The sequence below is a fragment of the Veillonella sp. S13053-19 genome (assembly GCF_002959835.1).
Classification (GTDB): Bacteria; Bacillota; Negativicutes; order Veillonellales; family Veillonellaceae; genus Veillonella; species Veillonella rogosae.
This window is the reverse complement of the sequence record NZ_PPDA01000008.1, coordinates 199,919-224,057: the sequence shown is the minus strand read 5'-3', so window position 1 is coordinate 224,057 and position 24,139 is coordinate 199,919. Positions and strand designations below refer to the sequence as shown.

The following is a 24,139-nucleotide window of genomic DNA, read 5'->3' as shown; positions in this document are numbered from 1 at the left end:
CATATTATTTTAATAATTCTAAAATTATTTTTTCAAGGTACTATATCTAGTGTATTCTCAAAAAGTCAATTCATTTTAGTATGCCAAATATGAATACAACATGTATGCAAGAACATACGTGTCATACACAAAACATAATTTATGGTGTATAATTTGTATACTGTTAAATTAGAACGGCCTAAAGTTGTACGATATGAACATAAGTACGAGGGGTTGTACCAAATGTTCTGTACGTTAGTTAGAGGGGTTTATTATGTTTATGTTATCATTGATGCAACCATCTGGGTTGTATGAACTGGAAAAGGACAGTTTAGAAGCAATAAGCGCTCAGCTTTTGCAGATGATACAAATGAAAAGCTATCATCTCTATACTCATTCTATCCAAGTTTCAAACTATGCAGTTAGTATTGCTGCTAAAATGGGCTTACCATTAAATGAAATTGAACAAATACGTCACGCAGCTTTACTTCATGATGTAGGGCTATTAATGGTACCTAATGCATTAATTCAAAAATCTCCATATCTAAATAAGCAAGAAATGTCCAAGTATAAGCAACATGCTGCAAGTGGTGCCAATATGATCGAAAACTACCCTTGCTGCCAACAAATCTTGCCTTATATTCGTTACCACCACGAAAAATGGGATGGCTCTGGTTATCCAAAACATCTACGAGGTGCTAACATTCCATTAGGAGCTCGAATCATTGCTGTTGCCGATTACTATGATACAACAGTTAATCCTTCTACCGAGTTTTGGGCAAAAACTAAAGCTAAAGCAAAAGAAGAACTCTTCAGTGCATCAGGTTCCCTTTTCGATCCAGATGTAGTAAAAGCTTTTATTGATGTTCTTGGCTAATAGACTTACTAAGCGTTCACCATAAGGTGGACGCTTTTTTGGTGGAAATTTAAAAACTACCACTAGCTAATGTTAAAGCATCAATTTTTAGAGGTTTATATGACCTCAACACCTTTGTTACAGCTTCAATTGTTGCGCCTGTCGTATAAATATCGTCAACAATTAAAATTTTTTTATCAGCTAATTCCATATGCTTATACTCAGCTTTTACGACAAAGGCATCATCAATATTTCGATGGCGCTCCTTATTTGTTAAGGCCCACATATCATTTGAAGTATCAAATTTATATATACAATCTAACCAAATAAAATGATTATGATCGATGTTTTGTAAGGACTTGGCCCAATGACTGAAAAATAAATCAACTTGATTATATCCCCTCTTATTTATTTTTTTTGGACTAGACGGTACAGGTACAATATAGTCATATACGGTTTTACAATTATGACTAACTATATTAAATATATCGTATTTCATGTAAAAGTTGTACGATGCTAAAAAAGGAGCAGCCCCTTTGGACTGCTCCTTTTTTTCATTAAATTTTACATCGTAAATCATAGACTTTAGACCACCACGATATTCAGCTAACACACATACATCATCTACATGATGTAAAAATTTATGTGGCACATGACGAATATGTAATAGATCTGTAAAACAAGTTTTACACCAATCACCTTGTGTTGCTACAGGAGCCCCACAGTGGGGACAAACAGGTGGAAATAGGAAATCCAAAAGACTCATTTAAGAATCACATCTCCCTTGTAGTCGTTCTTTAAACAATGTATATCGTTCATCACCATTAACGGTACGTACGGCACGTTCAACAGCACTAGTAGTACCAATTATAATAACTTTTCGTTTTGCTCGGGTAACAGCAGTATACAACAAGTTGCGTTGTAACATACCACCATATCTAGGGACAAATGGAATAATAACTACGCCATACTCACTACCTTGGCTTTTATGAACCGTAATAGCATAGGCTGGCATAATCATATGTGCTTCATCGATAGGTAGACGAACCTCTTTATGGATAAATCGGATACAAATGTCCGTTCGTGTAATGGCGTAAATTACACCAATTTCACCATTGAAAACCTCTAACTCATAGTCATTTAGGATTTGAATAACCTTATCACCAACGCGATAAGTAATACCATTTACACGTGCTTCCCCTTTATAGCTATCCGGTGGATTAACAGCTTGTTGTACATATTGAGATATCAAGGTACTACCGGCTTCACCACGACGCATAGGAGAAATGATCTGAATATCTAATTCATCCTCTACATATTCCTGTTCTCGTTTATATACATCGATGATGGCTTTCATCATCATGTCATAGGATTTAACGGGAATAAAAGAAAACTCTTCACTCACACCATCTAGGTTCGGCATTTCCCCACGATTGATAGCATAAGCGCTTTCAACGATAGTATTACCCGAACTTTGACGATAAATCTGATTGAGTCGTGTATAAGGTACACAATCACTATCAAGCAAATCTTTTAATACAAAACCAGCCCCAATAGGTGGCAATTGATCCACGTCGCCTACAATAATAACATGGGCCTCTTTAGGAATCGCGGCCATTAATGAATAGAATAGACGAACATTGAGCATAGATGCTTCATCAATGATAATAACATCTATATCTAATGGATCATCCTCGTTCTTAGTAAAATCATAGGAATCACTACCTTGAACAGGTACCAATAATCTATGTATCGTAGTAGCTTCAAACTCCGTTGCCTCTGTAAGGCGTTTCGCAGCACGCCCCGTAGGAGCACATAAGATAATACGACCTAATCCACCAAGTTGGAACCCTTTTACTAAAGCCTTAATAATCGTTGTTTTGCCCGTACCAGGACCACCAGTTATGAGGGAAAACTTCTCAAAGAAAGAAAGCTGAATAGCCTCTTTTTGAGCATCGCCAAAGGTAATATGGTTATCTTGTTCAAACCTTTCTATAAAGCTAGGAATATCTAAAGCAATTGGATCTGCTTCTAATAAAAATTCCCGAGTATAGTGCACACCTTCCACTTCAGAAACATACATTTCTGGCGGATAGATATATAAAATATCTTCGTAATACGTGCTATACAGTGCACCTTGCTCTAAAAGACTTTCAATAAAATTAGCAATATCATCTACATCAGTTTGTAAAAGATCATCTAACCGACCTATTAGTTGATCTACAGGCAGGCATGTATGACCTTGATTATCTAAACTGCGTAAAATCCATTCTAAACCAGCCTCTAAACGGCGAGAATCACTGCCAGTAATACCTAAATGTTCCGCCAGTGTATCAGCCGTACCAAAGAGCATGTCTGGTGCAACACGCAACAAAGTATAAGGGTTATCCTCTATAACAGCTACCGACTGAACACCGTAATAAGTATATACAGTTCGACTCCATTTAGAAGAAATATGGTGACTTTCAAAAAAGTGATTTAAATCGGATAAAATCCCTTCACCAAGTAAAGTATTAAATAGTTCATCCTTAACACTTTTTCGAAGACCAGGAACATCCTTAATTTCTTCAGGACGTTCCTGTCGTAAAATCTCTAAAATACGAATGCCAAAATAGTCGAGAACCTTCTCTACAGACTTCTCACCAAATCCCTTTATACCTAGGTTTAGTAAATACGTTTTAGCAGCACCCATATTATCGGGCTTTAATTTTTCCACACTGTTCGCATCGAATTGGCGACCATACTTTTCATGCTCTACATAGCGGCCTCGTACTTCAATATCTTCCCCTTCTTTAGGAGACTCGAATTTGCCGGTACAAGTAATGTATTCCTCATTATAATCTTTGAGGATAAACACGCAATATGTACGCTGTGTATTCTCATATATAGTTCGGTATACAAATCCTCGTATGGCGTCCATTATTTCTCCGTATTAGGCAAGGCTTCTATAATTTCTTGCACTGCATCGGTAATGCTACCTTCGTTACCAATTTTGATATGCGCCACTTCTTCGTATAATGGGTATCGTTCTTCGTATACATTAAATATATACTCAATACTTTCTTTTACAAGTGGGCGAATTTCAAGATCCAAATCATCTAGAATATGATTTACATCGCGATTAACGAATACAACAAGACCGTTATTGCGCATTAAGTTTACAGTTTTATCATAAGTAACTGTACCACCACCTGTAGCAATAACAGATGGTTTATTGTGAATCAATTCTTTGATTGTAGTATATTCGTATTCAGTGAAAGCATCTTTACCATCGTGAATATAAATATTTTGTACTGATTTACCAACCTTATTTTGGATTGTTTGATCTAAATCGAAGAAGTCTCTACCTAATTCTTTAGCAAGAACCTTACCTACCGTAGTCTTACCTGCACCAGGCATCCCAATGAGGAAAATATGTTTATGCATATTTTCTTTTAAGAAATCGTTACTCATGGAAACAATTGTTTTCATATAGTTTTCCACATAGTTCGCTAAAGACTCATCTTTGCAGTTAGAACGATGCATAGCAATGATACTTGCATCCCGTTCTTCATCGACGAGTGGCAAATGATGTTCATCTTTATATTTGCCAATTTCTTTAATTAAGGATAGTCTTTTTTCAAATTCACCGACTAAAACAGTATCAATACTGTCAATTTGTTTGCGAGCTTCTTTAATATCCATGAGAACCCCCTTATTGTGCATTAGCTAAAATAGCTAACGCCTGTTCTTCATCTACCTTCATTTGATCGATAAGATCTTGTAAGTTATTAAATTTAACTTCTCCTCTAAGATAGGAAATAAATTGTACGATTACTTCTTTTCCATATATATCTTGGTCAAAGTCAAACACGTGTACTTCACATCTATGGTACTGGTTTTTAAATGTAGGATTGTCTCCAACATTACCTACCCCATCATACCAAATGCCATCAATGCATACACGATTAGCATATACTCCATCAGGAGGTGTAGCCATTTCATTAGGAAGCAATAAATTTAATGTAGGGAATCCTAATGTACGTCCCCGTTGATCACCTTTTATTACAGTACCTTTAAACTGGAATGGTCGACCAAGCCAATGAGTGGCATCTTCTAGACGGCCTTCTCGAATAGCTTTTCTAATTTCAGTACTCGAAATAGGAGTACTAAGTCCATCACAAGGCAATAAAGGCTGAACTAAAACTTGTATCGCCTTATCTGCCAATACTTGTTTCATATATTCAGGATTACCTAGCCCTTTAGCACCGAATGTGAAATTTTCACCAACGACGATAGCTTCCACATTAGTATCTTTGCAAAGAGCATCTAAAAACTCATCAGCACGCATGTTAAGTAATGCTTCAGTCATCGGTAATCGCAAAATATAATCCACCTGGAGGCTTTCAATGACTGTATTCAAAAGGTCTTCTTGAATCAACCGTTTAGGAACTCGTTCTGGATGTAGTATCGTCAACGGATGATGTTCAAAGGTTATGATGATACTAACACCATTAACTGATGCAGCCTCCTCAACAGCCTTACGTATAACTCGTTGATGACCTCGATGAATGCCATCAAAGGTACCAAGGGCATATACTTTTGTATCTTTGATTTGACGTAGTTCATCAAACGAATGAATTTGTTTCATACTTATCCTTCAATAAAAATATTTTTTTCCACCTTTAAGGAGTGGTTTGTTCGTTTCATAATACCAATAAAACCATGCGGTCCATAGGCTCTATACAAATTATCTGGCTCAGTGAAAGAAAATTCACTGTTAATAGGCAACTCCTTGCCTTGCACCATCATCTTTAATTGTACACTATTTACAGTCACTTGTGAAAGATGAGATACCGCCGCTTCTGTTGGTAGTAAAAGGCTTTCACCATGTAACATTAACTCTTCCGCTATTTTTGCGGAATCGATAGCAAAAGGTCCCACTTGAGTACGTGCTAAAGATGTCATAGTTCCTGGTATGCCTAGAGAAATACAAATATCGCGTAATAACGAACGAATATAAGTCCCGCCTGAGCAAGTAACGCGAACCGTAAAGTATGGGAATCCATAGGCTATTAATTCAATGTGTTTAATATGAATTTGACGTAATGGCAACTCTACAGGGATCCCTTTTCGTGCATATTCATAAGCTCGAATACCATTTACTTTAATCGCAGAATACTTAGATGGCCTCTGATTTTGAATGCCTACAAAGGTATTCAAGGTATTAACCAATTCATCAAATGTTGGCTTAAGCATAGACCCGGAGAGCTCAGAAGACTGAGTAGATTCATTCACTACGACACCGTCACGCAACACCATATCTGTATCAGGTAATACAGGTTTTCCAGAGCTATCTTCAGTATCTGTAAAAGTTCCAAATTTACATTCAGCTACATAGGTTTTATCAAAACCTTCAGTATACTCTATGAGGCGCGTAGCCTTACCTAGAAATATTGGTAATACACCATAAGCCATCGGATCAAGTGTACCACTATGACCTATGCGCTTTTCTTTTAAAATACGGCGACAAATGGCTACAGCATCATGACTCGTAATACCAGGCGGTTTTAAAAATGGTAAAATGCCATCCATTACTTAATTACCTCAATAAGAGCTTGTTTTGCCTCTTCTAACGGTAGATTAATAGTGCAACCAGAAGCGCGAATATGACCGCCTCCACCAAAGTGACTGGCTACTGCGTTTACATCAATACCTTTAGAACGTAAACTAACACGAGTTCTATCATCGGCTTCTGCTTTTAATAAAATGGCTACATCAACAGTATCGACGTTTCTAATAATATCTACAAAACCATCTGTATCATCTCCAAGAATATTCATAGCTTCTCGATTCAAATCAATGGTCGCTACCGTATTATTCTTGTGGAACTCAATAGTTTGCATAACTTGTTTAGTTAATTCAAGACGACTAGCAGATACGGCCTCAATCGTTTCAGAAATAACATTTGGTCTAGCCCCTGCAGCTACACATTTAGCAGCCATTTCAAGGGTATTCGCTGTGGTGTTACTAAATTTAAAAAAACCACAATCTGTAGCAATCGCCATATATAATGCGGTGCCCATCGACTCGGTGATAGGCCAATTCCATTTCGTACATAAGTCCGTAACAATTTCACCTGTAGCAGCAAATTCTGGCTTCAAATATAGATGATCAGCAAATTCCGTATTGGAAATATGATGGTCCATATTAAAAATAGGTGCACTCCAGAGTGCACCTACTTTGCCAATTCGCTCATACGTGCTAGCATCCAAAACCATAAGCATATCAATGTCAACTGGATTAGTTTCAAAGTACGCTACATCATGGATGTGGTCCGTATATCGTAAGAATGAGTATTTCTCAGGAACTACATCATCCACTACCATATATACAGTTTTACCTTGTCCTATAAGGGCTTCGTAAAAGGCCACCATGGACCCAATAGCATCGCCATCAGGTCTAACATGGACGGTTAGCATAATAGAATTAGCTTCACACAGAGCCATATGTAATTGATTAATAGTAATCTTACTCATGTTCTGTATCCTTTGTGTTAATTTGTTTCTTCGTCCTTTTTGATTTCATTCAAAAGGGATTCGATATGCATGCTATAGTCTAAAGACGTATCCTTATCAAAAGTGATAGAAGGAATATGGCGCAATTTAAGTACTTTGCCAAGCTCAGTACGAATATGGCCAGCTGCATGCTTTAATGCGATAAGGGTATCTTGTTTTTCCTTATCAGAACCAAACAAGGAAACATAAATCGTAGCTTCCCGTAAATCACCTGTTACATGAACATCAGTGATCGTAGTAAAGCCGATGCGAGGATCCTTCAACCCGCGCATCAACATTTGACTTACCTCTTGTTTGATAAATTCTTGTAATTTTCTGACACGAACGTCACTCATATAAACCTCCTAGAATTGAGGTGCAATTTCTTCCATTAAGTATGCTTCGATAACGTCGCCTTCCTTCACATCGCGGTAACCTTCCAAGGAAATACCACATTCGAAGGATGTTTTAACCTCTTTCACTTCGTCTTTGAAGCGGCGTAAGGAGTCAACCTTACCTTCAAATACGACGATGCCATCACGGATCAAACGTACTTCAGAGTCGTTAGTAATACGACCTTCAGTTACATAAGAACCACCAACAATTGCTTTAGGTGTAGAGATTACTTGACGTACTTCAGCACGACCAACGATAACCTCTTTGAATTGAGGTGCTAACATACCACGCATAGCAGACTCAACATCGTTGATAGCATCATAGATTACGCGATATGTACGAAGGTCAACTTTTTCATTTTCCGCAGCGCGGCGAACATTAGCATCAGGACGTACGTTGAAACCCATTACGATTGCATTAGATGCAGAAGCCAACATGATATCGGATTCGTTGATAGCACCTACTGCAGCATGGACGATAACAATACGAACTTCAGGGTTTTTAATACCTTCTAAAGATTGACGCAATGCTTCTACAGAACCTTGAACGTCAGCTTTGATGATGATGTTAAGGTCTTTTAACTCACCTTGTTGAATTTGGTTGAAAATATCATCCAATGTAACTTTGTGAGTTGCTTGTAATTCTTGAACGCGTTGTTTTGCAATACGCTTTTCAGCGATTGCACGTGCTTCGTTATCATCCATACCATTGATGATTTCACCAGCTTGTGGAACTTCGGAGAAGCCCAAAATTTCTACTGGCATAGATGGACGAGCTACTTTTACTTTTTCGCCACGTTCATTTGTCATAGCACGAACTTTACCATATGCAGTACCAGCAAGTACTGTGTCACCTACACGAAGGGAGCCCTTTTGTACTAATACGGTACATACAGCACCACGGCCTTTATCAAGTTGCGCCTCAATAACTACACCGAATGCTTTACGGTTAGGGTTAGCTTTCAATTCCATAACTTCTGCTACGAGCAAGATATTTTCGAGCAAGTCGTCGATACCTTGTTTTTGTTTAGCAGATACAGGAACCATGATTACATCGCCGCCCCATTCCTCTGGTAAAAGGCCATGTTCAGACAATTGTTGTTTAACATGGTCTGGATTAGCACCTGGTTTATCCATTTTATTAATAGCTACGATAATAGGTACGTCTGCAGATTTTGCATGGTTAATAGCCTCGATAGTTTGCGGCATTACACCGTCGTCAGCAGCTACAACGAGAACTGCGATATCTGTAGATTTAGCACCGCGAAGACGCATAGCTGTAAACGCTTCATGGCCAGGAGTATCAAGGAATGTGATTTTATTGTCGTTATAACGAACTTGGTAAGCACCGATATGTTGAGTAATACCGCCAGCTTCGCCAGCTGTTACGTTAGTTTGACGAATTACGTCCAATAAGGATGTTTTACCATGGTCAACGTGACCCATGATAGTAACTACTGGTGGACGAGGTTTTAATGTTTCTGGTGCATCTTCAATTTCGATAATATCAGTAGGATCCTCTTCAGGTTCTACTTCAGTTACAGTTACACCAAATTCTTCTGCTACGATTGTAGCTGTATCAACATCAACCTCTTGGTTAATACTTGCCATTACACCTAAAAGCATCAATTTTTTGATAATTTCAGATACTTCTCGGCCCATTTTTTCAGCTAGTTCTTTAACAGTTAAAGAACCAGACAATTCAATTTCTGTGGCAATCGCTGCTTCAGCCTTACGTTCAGCTTCAGCTTTTTGTTGTAAGTACTGTTCATTACGATGTTTTACGCGATTCTTTTTCTTTTGCATAGATGTAGATAACAAGGATTGAGGGCGATTGTTGCCACCTTTTTTATTTTTCTTGTTACGGCGATCATTGTTATTAGAATTGCGATTATCGTTGTTGCGATTATCGTTGTTGCGGTTGTCGCTATTACGGTTATCGTTATTGCGACTGTCATTATTACGCGCATCATTAGGACGACCGTTATTATTACGGTTGTCATTATTGCGGTTATTATTGTTATTAGGGCGGTTATTAGCGCGGTCACCACCATGTTGGTTACCATCGGATTTACGTGTAGGCTCAGAAATTTGTACGTGACGTACATTGCCTTTTTTGTGGTCGTTTTGTTTAGATTGATCGTCTTGTTTTTGACCACCTTGTTTACGATTATCCTTTTTCTGTTCATTAGAACGATTTGGATGTTGTTGTTTATGTGGCGCAGCTTCTTGTTTATGAGCTGCAGTTGGAGCAGATTTTTGTTCTACTTTTTGTTCTGTTTTTTGTGCTACTTTAGGTGCTTCAGATTTCTTACTCAATTGTTTTTTTACAATTTCATAACCGGAATCATCTACAGAATTAACTGCTTTCGTAACATTTACATTATGTTGTTGCAAAATAGAAATAACCTGCTTACTTTCTACGCCGAACTCTTTGGCGATTTCATGGACGCGCTTTTTGGACATCTACATACCCCCTTATTATCGATCAATCTCTTTTAATATTGCCTTTGCAAATCCATCATCTAGTACGGCAACTACTACCCTAACTTCTTTACCAATAGCCGTTCCTAACGCCTCTTTATTGGCAATACTATGAAGTGGAATCTGATGTGTCTCTGCTAATTGAGTATATTTCTTTTCATTGTTGGCTGCACAGTCACCAGCGAGAAGTACCAATTTCGGTTCCTTTCTCTTTATAGCCTTTTCTACGATGAAATCACCAGAAATAACTTTACCTGCTCGTTGTGCTAGACCTAAGAGATTCAAAATTTTATCTTCATTCATGTATATCAGTGATTACTCATTCTCTTGTAAATCACGTTGTAACGCTTCGTATATCTCTTTCGATACACCATGCTTTAATGACCGTTCTAATCGTTTTGCCTTATAGGCTTGCTCAAAGCACGACATGGATTCACATAGATAGGCTCCACGTCCTGGTGCTTTACCAGTGCGATCAATACTGATGTTACCATCTGGGCTCAAAGCTACGCGAATCAATTCACGTTTAGCCTTAGGCTCACCACATCCTACACACGTGCGCATAGGTTGGGATTTCGGTTTCATGATTATTCACCATCCTCAGCATTGCCAAAACCTGTGAAAGGTTCTTCAGCAGCTTGAGTTTCGCTTTTAATATCGATTTTCCAGTTTGTTAACTTTGCAGCTAAGCGAGCATTTTGACCAGCTTTACCAATTGCTAAAGATAATTGGTAGTCAGGTACTACTACGTAAGAAGATTTTTCTTCTTCGCTTACATCTACAGATATAACCTTCGCAGGGCTTAAGGAGTTAGCAATGTAAATTGCTGGATCTTCATCCCATTTAACAATGTCAATTTTTTCATCGTGTAATTCATCAACGATATGTTGTACACGTTGACCTTTAGGACCTACGCAAGCACCTACAGGATCAACATTTTCATCACGGCTATATACGGCGATTTTAGAGCGCATACCTGGCTCACGAGCTACAGATTTAAGCTCTACTACGCCTTCAAAGATTTCTGGCACTTCTAATTCAAAGAGACGTTTTAATAAGCCTGGATGTGTACGGGAAATCATGATTTGTGGGCCTTTCGTAGTTTTCTTAACTTCTACGATATAGCACTTAATGCGATCCCCTTCACGATATGTTTCAGTAGCAATTTGCTCTGTTGGCGGTAAGATTGCTTCTGTTTTACCAAGATCAATAAATACGTTTTTACCTTCTACGCGAGTAATGACGCCAGTGATGATATCACCTTCGCGGCTATAGTATTCTTCGTATACTACGCTGCGCTCAGCCTCTTTCAAACGTTGAATGAGCATTTGTTTTGCAGTATGGGCAGCGCTACGACCAAAGTTGGCAGGAGTTACATCTACTTCTACTACGTCACCAATCTCAAAACGTTTATCTTTTTTGCGGGCATCAAGCAAGCTGATTTCTGTTTCAGGTAATTCCACAGTTTCTACTACTTGTTTTTTTGCCATTACTTTATAAACGCCTGTTTCGCGGTCAATCACAACGTACGCATCTGGGTTAGATGTTGGTTCTTTGCGATATGCTTGCAATAATGCAGCCTCTAAGGATTCAAAGATAACCTCAGGAGCAAAACCTTTTTGCTTTGTAAGTACCATTACCGCTTGAATTAATTCTTGACTCACTCGTATGCCTCCATATATTAAAAATCAAGATGTAATCGAATTTGTGCAATAGCAGAACGTTCAAATGTCATGCTTTCACCATTAATAGTAAAGTCGATAGTTGTATCCGTAAAACCTTGTAAGGCACCAGTAAATTGCTTACTGCCATTAACAGGTTTAAATAACTGAATATCTACGTCTCGGCCATTATAGCGAATCAAATCCTTATCCTTCTTAAGAACTCGATCTAAGCCTGGAGAAGATACTTCCAATAAATAGTTTTCCGTAATTGGATCCTTTTCGTCGAGGACAGCACTTAATTTTTCGCTCACCAACTGACAATCATCCAAATCTACACCACCTGGTTTGTCGAGATAGACGCGCAAATACCAATCGCGTTCGCGCACATAGTCTACATCAACGAGTTCCATATCGGTGCCGGCTATTATACCTTCAACTACAGAGGATACAAATTCCTCCACTGCTTCTCTCTTCATAGCCATCGCCTCCTTCATTACAACATCTTGTATATATCTCTTGATTCATTAACCTTAAAATTAGGCTAATCATAAATGAAAGAGTGGACATAAGCCCACTCTTTTAAAAGATTTATATAAAAGTCATATATAGTATATCACATTTACGGTGTATATACAAATTCTACGCTTTCTAATGGGCATTTAAGAAATCAATACCACATAAGTCATTTTATAAAACTCGAAAATGACTACGATAACAGCATAGTCAAATCTATCCTAATTAATCAACACGGTCATTTAAGCCTTTTAATATAGGGCCTAAGTGTTCACGCAACACGTCAGCTAAATCATCTAGATTTTTAGCGTCTAAATGATGATCGATTTCTGGATAGCTTTTATAGCGGAGTTCTGCAAAATATTCGTCGCGCAACTCATTATAATACAATAATAAACCTGTACATTCATCCATTTTACGGTATTCACCAATGATAAAAGAACCATTAATCATGCGAATCCCGTGCGCAGGATCAATATCTCGAACAAAGCCTTCTAACTCTTCAGGCATTATCTCGGAGAAGTCCCACGTAGGAATCCCTCTGCGACGATAAGTAAAGGTAAAATTATTAGATGGTTCGATTAACATATTCGTTAAGCCCTTCACACATCGTTCCTTAAGACCGTTCCAAAAGGATTCTAAATCAGCTCTTACAAAGGAAATATCCACAAAGGAAAACAAAGGCATCTCAATATGTACTGTATAATCCTCTACCTCTTTATCATATAATGCACACCAACGCCAGCCTAAGTCATTTTGATAATGGAAAATAGGTACTCTTAAAACCTCTTCTCCACTTTTAATACGATTAGATAACTCTGTATAGTCACTATCACTAGATGTAACTAAAGTAAAACCTTCAACACTTTGAGGCAACCATGAATAGTCTAAGCCTTTACAAGCTTCAATGATCGTTTCCATACAATGCCTCATATCTTTCTTGATACTGTAAAACAGCCTTTACATAGCTACGCGTCTCAGGAAACGGAATTGTATCAACCATACCATTCCACTTATTCTCCTGAAGCCAAGATTCCACATGGCCACGACCTGCATTATAAGCAGCTAATGCTTGTACTTCGTCACCATTAAATTCCTTTAATAAGTGACCTAAGTACCAAGTGCCTAACTCAATATTAGTGGTAGGTTCTTTTAATTGGCGATCTGTATAATTGCCATGGCCAACTTGTTGCGCTACCCAACGAGCCGTATCAGGCATGAGTTGCATCAACCCAAGAGCACCCGTTTCAGACTCGGCAGTGTTCTTGTATTTACTTTCAGCCAAGATTACACTAGCCACCAAGGATGGAGGCACTTGCTCTTTCTCAGCGGCAGCCATGACTACATCTCTATAGTTAAAGGGATACGCGGTTTGACGCGCCAAAGGATCATCTAGATGTGTAAAATAAAACCATCCAAGTACGACGCAAGACAGCGCCGTTGCCGTTGCACGTTTCATATATCCCCCTTTCTACATATAATTACTATAACATTTACTATTATCTAGCATATAAGAAAATGATAGACAATATGATATTAAATTACATGGGCTTATTATACCATTTAATACTATTTTTTATATACCAATTTTGACACATGTACTGTTATTATTGAGATTTTTGTAAAAGCAGCTCTAAACGCTCACTCCAAATAGTATCTAGTTGTGCGGTCAAAGCCTGCGGCGTATCACTATTATTAATGATTACATCTGCAAAAGATCGTTTATCGTCGAGTCGCATTTGACTGTTAATACGAGCTAGAGCATCCTTTTTAGAAAAGCCATTACGACTCATCAAACGTTCTATTTGAGTTGATTCGTTTACATAAACGAGCCACACCTCATCCATCATGGTATACCATTCACCTTCTATGAGTAAGGGAATGTCATAGATTAAAACAGCTGTACGATTCGACTCATAATAAGCTGTAAGTTCCATAATCCGATTTCTAATGTGTTCTTTCAAACAGTCATTTAGTTGTCGGCGCTTTTCTTCATTATGAAAGACAATAGCTCCCAGTGCTTCACGATTTAATGTACCATCATCATGCAATACATTAGAACCAAAGGCATCTACAATTGCTTCTAAACCTTCAGTACCAGGCTCTACTACCTCACGAGCGACGATATCTGCATCGATATAAGGTATTCCTTTGTCCTTAAAATAGGTAAGGACTGTACTCTTGCCCGATGCAATACCACCAGTTAATCCTATTTTAAACATATATACCTTCTATTTTTAATAAACTAATATTAAAAAACTATTATTTAACTAACGCCCAATTTTCCGCATGATGTACATCTACAATAAGAGGTACTTGTAACTCCACAACAGATTGCATAGTAGTACGTAATAATTCTTCTACTGCTTCTAATTCAGAATTCACCACTTCTAATACAAGTTCGTCATGTACCTGTAATAAAAGACGAGATCTGAAGTTTCCTTCTTCTAGCTTTTTCTCGACTTGGTTCATAGCCAACTTAATAATATCTGCCGCAGTACCTTGAATTGGTGTGTTCATTGCCGTACGTTCTGCAAAGGAGCGACGGTTAAAGTTACGGCTGTTAATATCAGGTAATTCACGTTGACGGCCGAACATAGTGCGAACCTTACCAGTTTCATGAGCCTCTTGCACCATGCGATCCATATATTCTTTAACCTTAGGATAACGACTAAAGTATAGATCAATATAGTTTTTAGCTTCACCCCGTGTAATACCGAGGTCGCGAGACAAGCCAAAGTCAGAAATACCGTAAATGATACCGAAGTTAATCGCCTTCGCATGGGAACGCTCTTCACTCGTAACGTCCTCTTGAGATTTTCCTAGTACCTCCGCCGCAGTAAAACGGTGAATATCCTTGCCTTCTACGAAGGCTTTAATCAATGCTTCATCGCCAGACAAGTGAGCTAAGATGCGCAACTCAATTTGAGAGTAATCGGCACTCACCAAGGTATCGTAACCTGCACCTGGGTAGAATAAAGCACGAATTTCTCTACCCTTTTCAGTACGGACAGGAATATTTTGTAAGTTTGGATCAGAGGAGCTGAGACGTCCTGTAGCCGTAACCATTTGATTAAAGGTAGTGTGAATGCGCTTAGTCTTATCATTAATAAGAACGGCCAATCCTTCACAATACGTAGATACTAGCTTAGCTACAGAACGGTAAGCCAAGATTTTCTCTACAATCGGACTTTCATGACGAAGCATATCAAGTACTTCTGCATCTGTAGAATAGCCAGTCTTAGTTTTCTTAATGATTGGCAAGTTCATCTTTTCAAACAAGATAACACCCAATTGTTTAGGCGAGTTAATGTTGAAAGTTTCCCCTGCGATATCGTAAATCTCTTGCTGTACTTGCGCAAGTTCCTCTTTAAAACGAGCCGTAGTTTCAGCTAATTTTTCTGTATCAATGTAAATACCATTTTTCTCCATTACTACTAAAGTATGAATCAATGGCAACTCAATTGTTTCATATAGAGACCAAAGCTCTTCACGGCGTGCAGATTCACAAGCTACTTCGTTCATAGAGAGTAAAGCTTTCACCATGGACACGCATTCTACATCTACACTACCACTAGCAATGCTTGGCACGGAGAAACGTTCCGTTAAATATAGATAACCATAGTTAGTACGCGTAGGATCTAATAAGTACGCAAGAAGAGACATATCATGGACACGAGCGGATTTATCATCGTTAAATAGAGAAATCTCAGCTGGTGCATCTTCACCAAAGGCTTCAATAATATCTTTAGTTTGAGTAGTAACGATAGCATTTGCACCTTGTAAAACAGCTAATACAGCTTTAGTATCATCTGTTTTTACAATAGTATCACCATTAGATAAATACGCATTCGTAACTGTTCTAAATGGAGTTTTACCATCTAATACAACATGTACTGCCACCGTTTTATCTGTATAGAACTCAGAAGTTAAAGCCTTAGCATCTGCTAAATCATCTAGAGAAATTTCCTCTTGTGGAGCAAATAAAGAACCAGGATCACCAAAATCGGCTTCCTCTCCGCCCATCACTTGAACAATACGAGGCGTTAATTTTGTAAAACCTAATGTTTCAAATAAAGGCTGTACCTCAGAGGCATGGAAATTTTGTACAAAATCTTCAACCTTGTAAGATAAATCCATATCTGTCTTAATGGTTGCTAATTCACGAGATAAAAACGCTAAGTCTTTATTTTCTACGAGTCGCTCTTTTAATTTCTTACCGGAAATATCTTCAATATGGTCATATACGGACTCAAGATCACCGTATTCTGTAATTAATTTAAGAGCCGTTTTTTCACCTACACCTGGTACGCCCGGAATATTATCAGAGGAGTCACCCATAAGGGCTTTCATTTCGATAACCTTATCAGGACCATAGCCATAAAGTTCTTCCATGTTATCAAGAGTAACCTCTAACATGTCAGAAATACCTTTTTTAGTTAAGAACACGTGACTATGCTCTGTAACGAGCTGCAGATTATCGCGGTCACCAGTAATGATTTGAACAGCCATCTCTGGTGTACCAAATTTCTTACTTAAAGAGCCTAGAATATCGTCCCCTTCAAAGCCTTCTTCTTCAATAACACAAATACCTAAAGCTTTTAATACATCTTGAATAAGACTAAATTGAGGGCGTAAATCCTCTGGTGCATCTGGACGATTACCTTTATATTCGCTGTACATTTCAGTACGGAACGTCTGACGACCTTTATCAAAAGCTACTGCAATATAATCAGGGTTAATTTCTTCATACAATTTGATGAGCATTGTTAAGAAACCATACACCGCATTCGTTGGAGTGCCCAAAGCGGACTTCAACGGTGGTAACGCAAAAAATGCACGGAATAACAAACTACTGCCATCTATAATCATTAATTTTTTCATAATACACCTCGCTTAATTCTATCCTTTATTATAACATAATGGAGGTAACTAACTTTTAAAATCAAAATAAATAACTAATTAAAATGCTAGCAAATATATTAATAATCTTGATTTCATAAAACAGACTTATATGCTATAGTTAAAGAACAGTAGAAAATGTTTTATACTTCATACTAACAAGGAAAATATTGGGCTGAAAAGTCCTTGCGTATCAATATGTGGTATGATATAATCATTCAGGTATAAGAAACGATTTTTAAGGAGGTGACTCAATTGCCAAACATTAAATCCAGTATTAGAAGCGTAAAAACGGATGCTGAACGTCGTGCGAAAAACGCCGCTGTAAAATCTCAAATCCGTACAGCAAGTCGTAAAACCGTAGAAGCTGTTCAAGCAGGCGCAGTAGAAGAAGCAAAACAAGCACTTGTTCATGCTACTAGCGTAATTGATAAAGCAGCCTCCAAAGGTGTACTTCATAAAAACACTGCAGCTCGCAAAAAATCCAACCTTGCAGCTAAAGTAAACGCTTTATAATTTTAAAAGCAAGTAAGACAGTCTCTCGGATTTCCGTTGAGGCTGTTTTTTTATGCCCTTTTTCATTTTTTATATAATGATTGTTTCGTTTTTTATACAGTTATATTTTATTACGCCCTATGGGCAGATTAGAGGACTATTACTATGAGAACACTATTATTAATGCGTGGTGCTCCTGCTAGTGGTAAGTCTCAGTGGATTCGTGACAACAATCTTGAGGCTTACACCTTAGAAGCCGATCATTTCCGTATGCTATTACGCAGCCCTTCCCTTGGTGAAAGCGGCTGGTATATTTCACAAGAGGATAATGGTCCGGCCTGGGAACTCCTACTAGATTGCTTAGAGAAACGAATGAGCAACGGCGACTTTGTCGTTTTAGATGCTACCCACACTACATCTAAAGCTGTTAATGCATATAAAGAATTGCTTAACAAATATAAATATACTGTATATTACTACGAACCAGATACATCATTAGAAGAATGTTTAGCTCGTAATGCTACACGAACGGATTACAAACGAGTACCGGAGCAAGTTATACACCGCATGCACAAGATGATTAAAACAACTACATTACCAAAGTTTTGTAGGAAAATAAATTCTATCGATGAAATCAACAATTACTTTACTGTAAATTTAACGAATCGATATGAACGAGTGCGTATCATCGGTGATATTCACGGCTGTTACACCGCATTACAACAAGCTATCACTCCATGGGATGAAAAAACACTTTATATCTTTTGCGGAGACTATTTGGAACGCGGCATCGAAAATAAGGAAATGATGTACGAAATGATGCGCCTCAGCACATTACCTAATACGATTATGTTAGAAGGCAATCACGAACGACATATTGCAAACTTTGCATTCAATTCAAACTTAGATTATTCCAAACGATTTATGAAAGAAGTAGTGGCACCTATCGTAAAAGATATGACGAAAAAAGATGTAGAATCACTTCAACGAGAATTACGCCTCTTTTATAAATCACTTCGTCAATGCTATCCTTTCAGCTTTCATGGCAAAAAATATTTAGTATCCCATGCTGGTCTTTCCTATGTACCTAACATGACCTTTATAGCTACCTCTACTTTTATAAATGGTTTTGGAGCTTACGAAACAGATATTGCTAAAATATATGATAATAATTACGAAAAAGGTATGTGTCAGAACTTTATTCAAATTCATGGTCATCGCGGTGTTCCAGATGGTAAATATTCCTTCTGTTTAGAAGGAGAAGTAGAGTTTGGTGGAGAACTCAAATACATTGATATTACTGCAGATGCTTTTACTAAAAATGGTATTAAAAATGATGTGTACGATAAAGATTACATGCGCCATGAATACCAAAACATGACACAACATGTCATCTTCACGCAAAATGAAGATATTAATATTTTGGGTAATTCTAAATTAGTAAAAGTGAAAAAATGCTCTCCTAACCTATATTCTTTGAACTTTACCTCACGTGTATTCCACAAACGATTATGGAATGAAAATACAGTACAAGCTCGGGGATTATTTGTTGATCGTATGACAGGAGATGTAAAATTACGTAGTTATAATAAATTCTTTAATCTCAATGAACGACCAGAAACTGAGTTAAATAATTTAGCTAACACTCTCTCCTTCCCTGTAGAAATTCGAACTAAAGAAAATGGATACCTTTCTATTCTTGGTGTCATTAATGATGAGTTAGTCTTTGCTTCTAAATCTACTACAGAAGGTATACACGTAGATTTGTTTAAAAATTTATTCCAAAAATTACCTACAAGCCTACAAGAAGAAATCAAAGAATTATTAAAACGTAATTGCTGTTCTATGATGTTTGAAGTCATCAGCCAAGAAGATACTCATATTATAAAATATGATCAAGATCATCTTTATGTACTTGATATGATTCAAAATACCTTAGATGTAAATGGTAAACATATTGATGTATCTTTCTCTAGGGAGAGGCTAGCAGAACTAGACTCCATCCTTAAGAAATATAATACACAATTGATATCTATTGTAAAAACAATTCAACAAGTTAATACTATGGACGAACTGACAAACATTATAAATAAAGAACTCAACTCACATCATGAATCTGAAGGCTTTGTATTAGTCGATAGCAATGGCTTTATGACAAAATTTAAAGGGCCTTATTATAATACTTGGAAGCACCGGCGAAATCGGATTCTAGAACCATATCAACAAAATGGTAAAATTCCTTATGAAAACTGTAAAAACGAAGATGATAGAAAATTTGCAGATTTCTTGAGTACACTAGAATATGATGTAGTTTGTAAATCCACCTTACTAAATATAAAAGAAATGATGGAAAATAAGGGCTTACTATAATTAAATAAGCATATCATTTTAAAATATGCAGCACCAATATAAGAAGACCAACCTATGATATACATAAGTTGGTCTTTCATTATGCTTTAACTGTCTATTTTAAAGATACTACCAGTTAAAACTATTTATTTTTAACTGGTAGTATCTCATTTATAGCATATTATCTTTATTATTTTGAAATAATATCATTGTCGCACATAGGTAATAATATAGATTCTGAACCTAATATACGAAAAACATAGTAGAAAATTATTTACTAAGTTTCTCTAAGAATGATGTTCCAATGCCCCATTGTTTTAGGCCAAAGTTTTCTAATATAGTTTCCCCAATATCAGCAAAGCTTTTTCTATCACCAAGGTCTATAGGTCCAACCATACGTGGACTATATCCAAGAATTGGTACTAGTTCACGAGTATGATCTGTGCCTTTCCAAGTTGGGTCATTGCCATGGTCAGCGGTGATGAGTAGTAAGTCGTCATCATTTAGTAATTGTAATAAGCCGCCTAGCTGGTAATCAAAGTCCTCAATAGCCCGTTTGTAGCCCTCTACATTTCTGCGATGACCATAAAGGCTATCAAATTCAACAAGGTTCACCATCATTAGACCATGATCAAAGGAGGAACCAAGTAAGTATGGAACCATATTCATGCCATGAGAATTAGTCTTTGTTGGATAGCTTTCATCCCAACCTACATGAGCATAAATATCACCAATTTTACCAACAGCTACAGTTGGAATGTTTGCATCTTGTAGCTCTTGAGGTACCATCTTTTTCTCAGGCATGCGGCTATAATCGTGGCGATTCGAGGTGCGAACAAAATTACCTAGTTCACCGATGAATGGCCGAGCAATAATACGGCCTACATAGTAATCACCGATGCATACCTTATCGCGGGTAATTTGACAAATACGATATAGCTCATCAATAGGAATCACATCTTCATGAGCAGCAATTTGGAATACAGAATCTGCTGAGGTATATACAATAGGCTTACCTGTTTTGATGTGTTCAGCCCCAAGACGTTCAATTATCTCGGTTCCAGATGCAACTTCATTGCCTAAATAACCATAGCCTGTTTCTTTTGTGAAAGTATCCATCAACTCTTTTGGAAAACCTTCGTAAAAGGTTGGGAATGGAACTGTAACGGGATGCCCCATCATCTCCCAGTGACCACTAGTCGTATCCTTACCAGTACTAAGCTCAGCCATGCGGCCAAAAGCACCTTTAATGCTTTCACCAGTATCAGAAATATCAGCAATGCGACCTATGCCAATAGATTTTAAGTTTGGACAATGAATCTGGCCTGCTGTCGATTCAATATGGCCTAATGTATTAGAACCTTCATCACCAAATTTCGCAGCATCAGCGGCGTGACCGATACCAACAGAGTCCATAACTAATACAATAATTCTTTTATACATAAGTACTCCTATTGTAATACTCAAGCAGAATAATCCATGGTATATAATAATGAAAACACCTAACGTATGAGGTATCCTACTACCTCAACACGTTAGGCATCATCAAATTTCCCTATTTTAGATGAGCCTAACGCTAGCAGCACGTTATTTGGCTCTCTTTATATGTTAATTATACTATACGTAATTATGAAATTAAAGTACTACTTAAGATAAGGCATAGCTAACATTAGAGCTGCCAAAGATTTACTATCCTTAATTTGTTCAGCCTTAATTGCCTCTAATAATTTAGGTAAAGTAAAATACTCAAGCTCAACATATTCATCGGGATCCCAATTAGTTTCACCCATAGTCAGGTCTTTTGCTAAATATAAATGTAGCACTTCATTACAGAAGCCAGGACTTGTGGCAATAGTACCTAATGGAATCCACTCATTTGCACGATACCCTGTTTCCTCTGCTAACTCACGTTTAGCACAAGTTAGAGGCTCTTCATTAGGATCTAGTTTACCTGCTGGAATTTCAAGCAAAGGCTGTTGCAGAGCATAACGGAACTGACGTTCCATTACAATTTTATTATCTTCCGTAACAACTACAATTGCTGTAGCACCTGGATGATGAACTACCTCTCGCCACGCTTCATTACCATTTACATCTGCTATATCATACGTTACTTTGATCAACTTACCGTCGAATTTCATTTCACTAGACTTTTGAATTTCTTTGCTAATTGCCATATATAATTCCTCGTATATAAAATGATTGTTATCATATAAAACCTTCTCTTCATTATAGCACAAATTATGTACACAAAAATAAGGTCCTACTAGTCATAATCAGACTAATAAGAACCTTATGTCATAAGATTATATAAATATTACGCTACCTTCACATAGTCCTGTAGTACTTCATCTACAATACTACACTTTGCATCTAGCTCAGCTTTGAGTGCCGTTTCAGGATTGAGTTCTCTAGATACCACCATATCAACGATAGACTTAGAGAATCCAGATACGAGAATGACACCACTTGGATGCATTTGTACAGGAATTGTATTATGTGCGTACACAGATACGTTCCAGAAAATAAGCCGTGGCATAGTATACCCAAGAGCTTCAAATTTCTGACGACATGATTCAATAACGGTTGTATTATCCTCATGCTTTGTAGCCTGATCAAACTGCATATCAGAAATGATAAGGCATGCTGAAGGTAACTCATCTTGACGCAAATGATTTCTCACAACTGTATCGAGAATTAAGTCAAAGGTTGCCTCTATATCCGTATTGCTATAATCGTCAAAACGATGTAAGCGTCTTAGCTTATCTCGCAATGTTTGACACATCGAAATATCTACCATTTGTGGACGATTGCTAAAGGTGATAAATCGATTTCTAAAAGATTCATTCTTATTATGTTGTGAACAATACAGTGCAATAGAATCTGCCACGCTTAAGGCTGTAACAGAACTATTACCTGTCAGGTGTTGACACATAGAAGCAGACCCATCTCGTATGATTAAAATATCCTCATAATCCTTAGGTACCTCCTGCGCATTCCATAATTGCTCTAGCGTTTCGTCATAAGGTTTTAGAATCTCACCCCAATAACCACGTTTTTCTACATAGGCTTGCACAATATCGTACAAGTACATAGAGTTGGCATTAATCTTAACAGCATCGTCGCCCTTTTGTAATGATGTAAGATACACCTTACGACGTTCTTCATCATGTTTTAAAAAGGCATTACGATATTTAAGATTCGCTTTAGATGGCACATGATTATAGTTAATATCATTCCATTGATTTAGCGATGCCTTTCGATCTACCACCGCTAAATGTTCGCGCAATTTAGACAATATTTTACGATACTCTCGTGCATTTAGATGTAACAGGGATTGTAAAATAGCCGCCTCAGAACGTTTTTGCTTAGAGGAAGTATTATTGGATGGCATCCATTTAGCTAATAAACTAATAGAGTCGCCAAGTCCACACCCCATTACATCACGTCTGAATTGATTGGCAATTAGCTCTCCAATTCCATCGTGTAAGATAGTACTCGTCGTATCAAAGAAGATGCGCAACACATCATCCCAACGACCATAGTTCCATAACTCAGTGCCGATGATGAATTGCAATGCCATCTCTGGATACAAATCACCAATTTTAGTGAGCATCATACGAAATACATCGCGTTCACCAAGTCCAATCTTAATATGGCGTGCATACATAAGCCATTTCATAGTATAAAGAGGATCTTCCTCATAAGATGTAATAAATAAACGCAATGCTTCTACTGCATCCATAGTACCATCAGCACTATATAAGTATCGGTTATATTTACTTTTACCATAGAAATCAACAGCAGCCTGCCGCAATGAAGGTACTGAGAAATTAAGATCTACCAACGCACTACCACTCGTGCGATATGCAGTTGCCTCATTTAAAGTATAAGATTTTTCATTTTTTGTTAATGCGTCCATAAATGTATTCATAGCTCATATCTCCTTAGCATAAAAAAACCGCT

22 protein-coding genes are annotated in these 24,139 nt (G+C 37.5%); 3 read left to right on the top strand and 19 right to left on the bottom strand.

What is annotated here, in order from left to right; translation table 11 throughout:
- Positions 1–253 precede the first annotated feature (253 nt).
- Entirely contained in the window at positions 254–856 is a 603-nt protein-coding gene (locus tag VEHSUH06_RS04475) for an HD-GYP domain-containing protein (protein WP_004693025.1), read from the top strand.
- A 49-nt stretch (positions 857–905) separates the two neighbouring features.
- On the opposite strand, the gene VEHSUH06_RS04470 is transcribed toward VEHSUH06_RS04475, so the two are convergent.
- The 16 genes from VEHSUH06_RS04470 to polA form a co-directional block, all read right to left on the bottom strand.
- Entirely contained in the window at positions 906–1,601 is a 696-nt protein-coding gene (locus tag VEHSUH06_RS04470) for a ComF family protein (RefSeq protein ID WP_105097926.1), read from the bottom strand.
- Complete coding sequence (locus VEHSUH06_RS04465; RefSeq protein WP_105097925.1) at positions 1,602–3,755, bottom strand: ATP-dependent RecD-like DNA helicase; 2,154 nt, start codon at positions 3,753–3,755, stop codon at positions 1,602–1,604.
- Complete coding sequence (locus VEHSUH06_RS04460; RefSeq protein WP_105097924.1) at positions 3,755–4,519, bottom strand: shikimate kinase; 765 nt, start codon at positions 4,517–4,519, stop codon at positions 3,755–3,757. The genes VEHSUH06_RS04465 and VEHSUH06_RS04460 overlap by 1 nt, the downstream gene beginning before the upstream one ends.
- 10 nt (positions 4,520–4,529) lie before the next feature.
- A complete protein-coding gene (ribF, locus tag VEHSUH06_RS04455) occupies positions 4,530–5,465 on the bottom strand; it encodes a riboflavin biosynthesis protein RibF (RefSeq protein WP_105097923.1) in 936 nt (311 codons plus the stop codon).
- Between the two features lie 2 nt (positions 5,466–5,467).
- Positions 5,468–6,409: a tRNA pseudouridine(55) synthase TruB gene (gene truB, locus VEHSUH06_RS04450; protein WP_105097922.1), complete on the bottom strand. Its 942-nt coding sequence runs from the start codon at positions 6,407–6,409 to the stop codon at positions 5,468–5,470.
- A complete protein-coding gene (locus VEHSUH06_RS04445) occupies positions 6,409–7,353 on the bottom strand; it encodes a bifunctional oligoribonuclease/PAP phosphatase NrnA (RefSeq protein WP_105097921.1) in 945 nt (314 codons plus the stop codon). The genes truB and VEHSUH06_RS04445 overlap by 1 nt, the downstream gene beginning before the upstream one ends.
- A 17-nt stretch (positions 7,354–7,370) precedes the next feature.
- A complete protein-coding gene (rbfA, locus tag VEHSUH06_RS04440) occupies positions 7,371–7,727 on the bottom strand; it encodes a 30S ribosome-binding factor RbfA (RefSeq protein ID WP_012864260.1) in 357 nt (118 codons plus the stop codon).
- Between the two features lie 9 nt (positions 7,728–7,736).
- Entirely contained in the window at positions 7,737–10,232 is a 2,496-nt protein-coding gene (gene infB, locus VEHSUH06_RS04435) for a translation initiation factor IF-2 (RefSeq protein ID WP_105097920.1), read from the bottom strand.
- A 15-nt stretch (positions 10,233–10,247) separates the two neighbouring features.
- Entirely contained in the window at positions 10,248–10,553 is a 306-nt protein-coding gene (locus VEHSUH06_RS04430) for a ribosomal L7Ae/L30e/S12e/Gadd45 family protein (RefSeq protein WP_009351819.1), read from the bottom strand.
- 12 nt (positions 10,554–10,565) lie between these two features.
- Positions 10,566–10,835, bottom strand: coding sequence for an RNase P modulator RnpM (gene rnpM / locus VEHSUH06_RS04425; protein ID WP_009351781.1), 270 nt, complete (start codon positions 10,833–10,835; stop codon positions 10,566–10,568).
- A gap of 2 nt (positions 10,836–10,837) precedes the next feature.
- On the bottom strand, positions 10,838–11,914 hold the full coding sequence (gene nusA / locus VEHSUH06_RS04420; RefSeq protein WP_009351820.1) for a transcription termination factor NusA: 1,077 nt from the start codon (positions 11,912–11,914) through the stop codon (positions 10,838–10,840).
- A gap of 17 nt (positions 11,915–11,931) precedes the next feature.
- Positions 11,932–12,390: a ribosome maturation factor RimP gene (gene rimP, locus VEHSUH06_RS04415; RefSeq protein ID WP_009351782.1), complete on the bottom strand. Its 459-nt coding sequence runs from the start codon at positions 12,388–12,390 to the stop codon at positions 11,932–11,934.
- Between the two features lie 262 nt (positions 12,391–12,652).
- The gene (locus tag VEHSUH06_RS04410; RefSeq protein ID WP_105097919.1) at positions 12,653–13,348 is read right to left on the bottom strand and encodes a hypothetical protein; all 696 of its coding nucleotides are present in this window, start codon (positions 13,346–13,348) and stop codon (positions 12,653–12,655) included.
- The gene (locus tag VEHSUH06_RS04405) at positions 13,332–13,886 is read right to left on the bottom strand and encodes a lytic transglycosylase domain-containing protein (protein WP_105097918.1); all 555 of its coding nucleotides are present in this window, start codon (positions 13,884–13,886) and stop codon (positions 13,332–13,334) included. The genes VEHSUH06_RS04410 and VEHSUH06_RS04405 overlap by 17 nt, the downstream gene beginning before the upstream one ends.
- Before the next feature lie 148 nt (positions 13,887–14,034).
- Positions 14,035–14,649 (bottom strand): dephospho-CoA kinase, encoded by a 615-nt coding sequence (gene coaE / locus VEHSUH06_RS04400; protein WP_105097917.1) that lies wholly within the window; start codon positions 14,647–14,649, stop codon positions 14,035–14,037.
- 40 nt (positions 14,650–14,689) lie between these two features.
- Complete coding sequence (gene polA / locus VEHSUH06_RS04395; RefSeq protein ID WP_105097916.1) at positions 14,690–17,311, bottom strand: DNA polymerase I; 2,622 nt, start codon at positions 17,309–17,311, stop codon at positions 14,690–14,692.
- A gap of 273 nt (positions 17,312–17,584) precedes the next feature.
- Here polA and rpsT point away from each other — a divergent pair, with 273 nt between their 5' ends.
- Entirely contained in the window at positions 17,585–17,845 is a 261-nt protein-coding gene (gene rpsT / locus VEHSUH06_RS04390; RefSeq protein WP_009351773.1) for a 30S ribosomal protein S20, read from the top strand.
- 144 nt (positions 17,846–17,989) lie between these two features.
- Positions 17,990–20,194 (top strand): RNA ligase, encoded by a 2,205-nt coding sequence (locus tag VEHSUH06_RS04385; RefSeq protein WP_105097915.1) that lies wholly within the window; start codon positions 17,990–17,992, stop codon positions 20,192–20,194.
- Positions 20,195–20,443: 249 nt separating this feature from the next.
- On the opposite strand, the gene VEHSUH06_RS04380 is transcribed toward VEHSUH06_RS04385, so the two are convergent.
- The 3 genes from VEHSUH06_RS04380 to VEHSUH06_RS04370 all read right to left on the bottom strand — a co-directional run bounded on the left by VEHSUH06_RS04380 (position 20,444) and on the right by VEHSUH06_RS04370 (position 24,107).
- On the bottom strand, positions 20,444–21,616 hold the full coding sequence (locus VEHSUH06_RS04380) for a phosphopentomutase (protein WP_105097914.1): 1,173 nt from the start codon (positions 21,614–21,616) through the stop codon (positions 20,444–20,446).
- 200 nt (positions 21,617–21,816) lie between these two features.
- Complete coding sequence (locus VEHSUH06_RS04375) at positions 21,817–22,350, bottom strand: NUDIX hydrolase (RefSeq protein ID WP_105097913.1); 534 nt, start codon at positions 22,348–22,350, stop codon at positions 21,817–21,819.
- Between the two features lie 140 nt (positions 22,351–22,490).
- On the bottom strand, positions 22,491–24,107 hold the full coding sequence (locus VEHSUH06_RS04370; protein WP_105097912.1) for a DUF2828 family protein: 1,617 nt from the start codon (positions 24,105–24,107) through the stop codon (positions 22,491–22,493).
- Positions 24,108–24,139 lie beyond the last annotated feature (32 nt).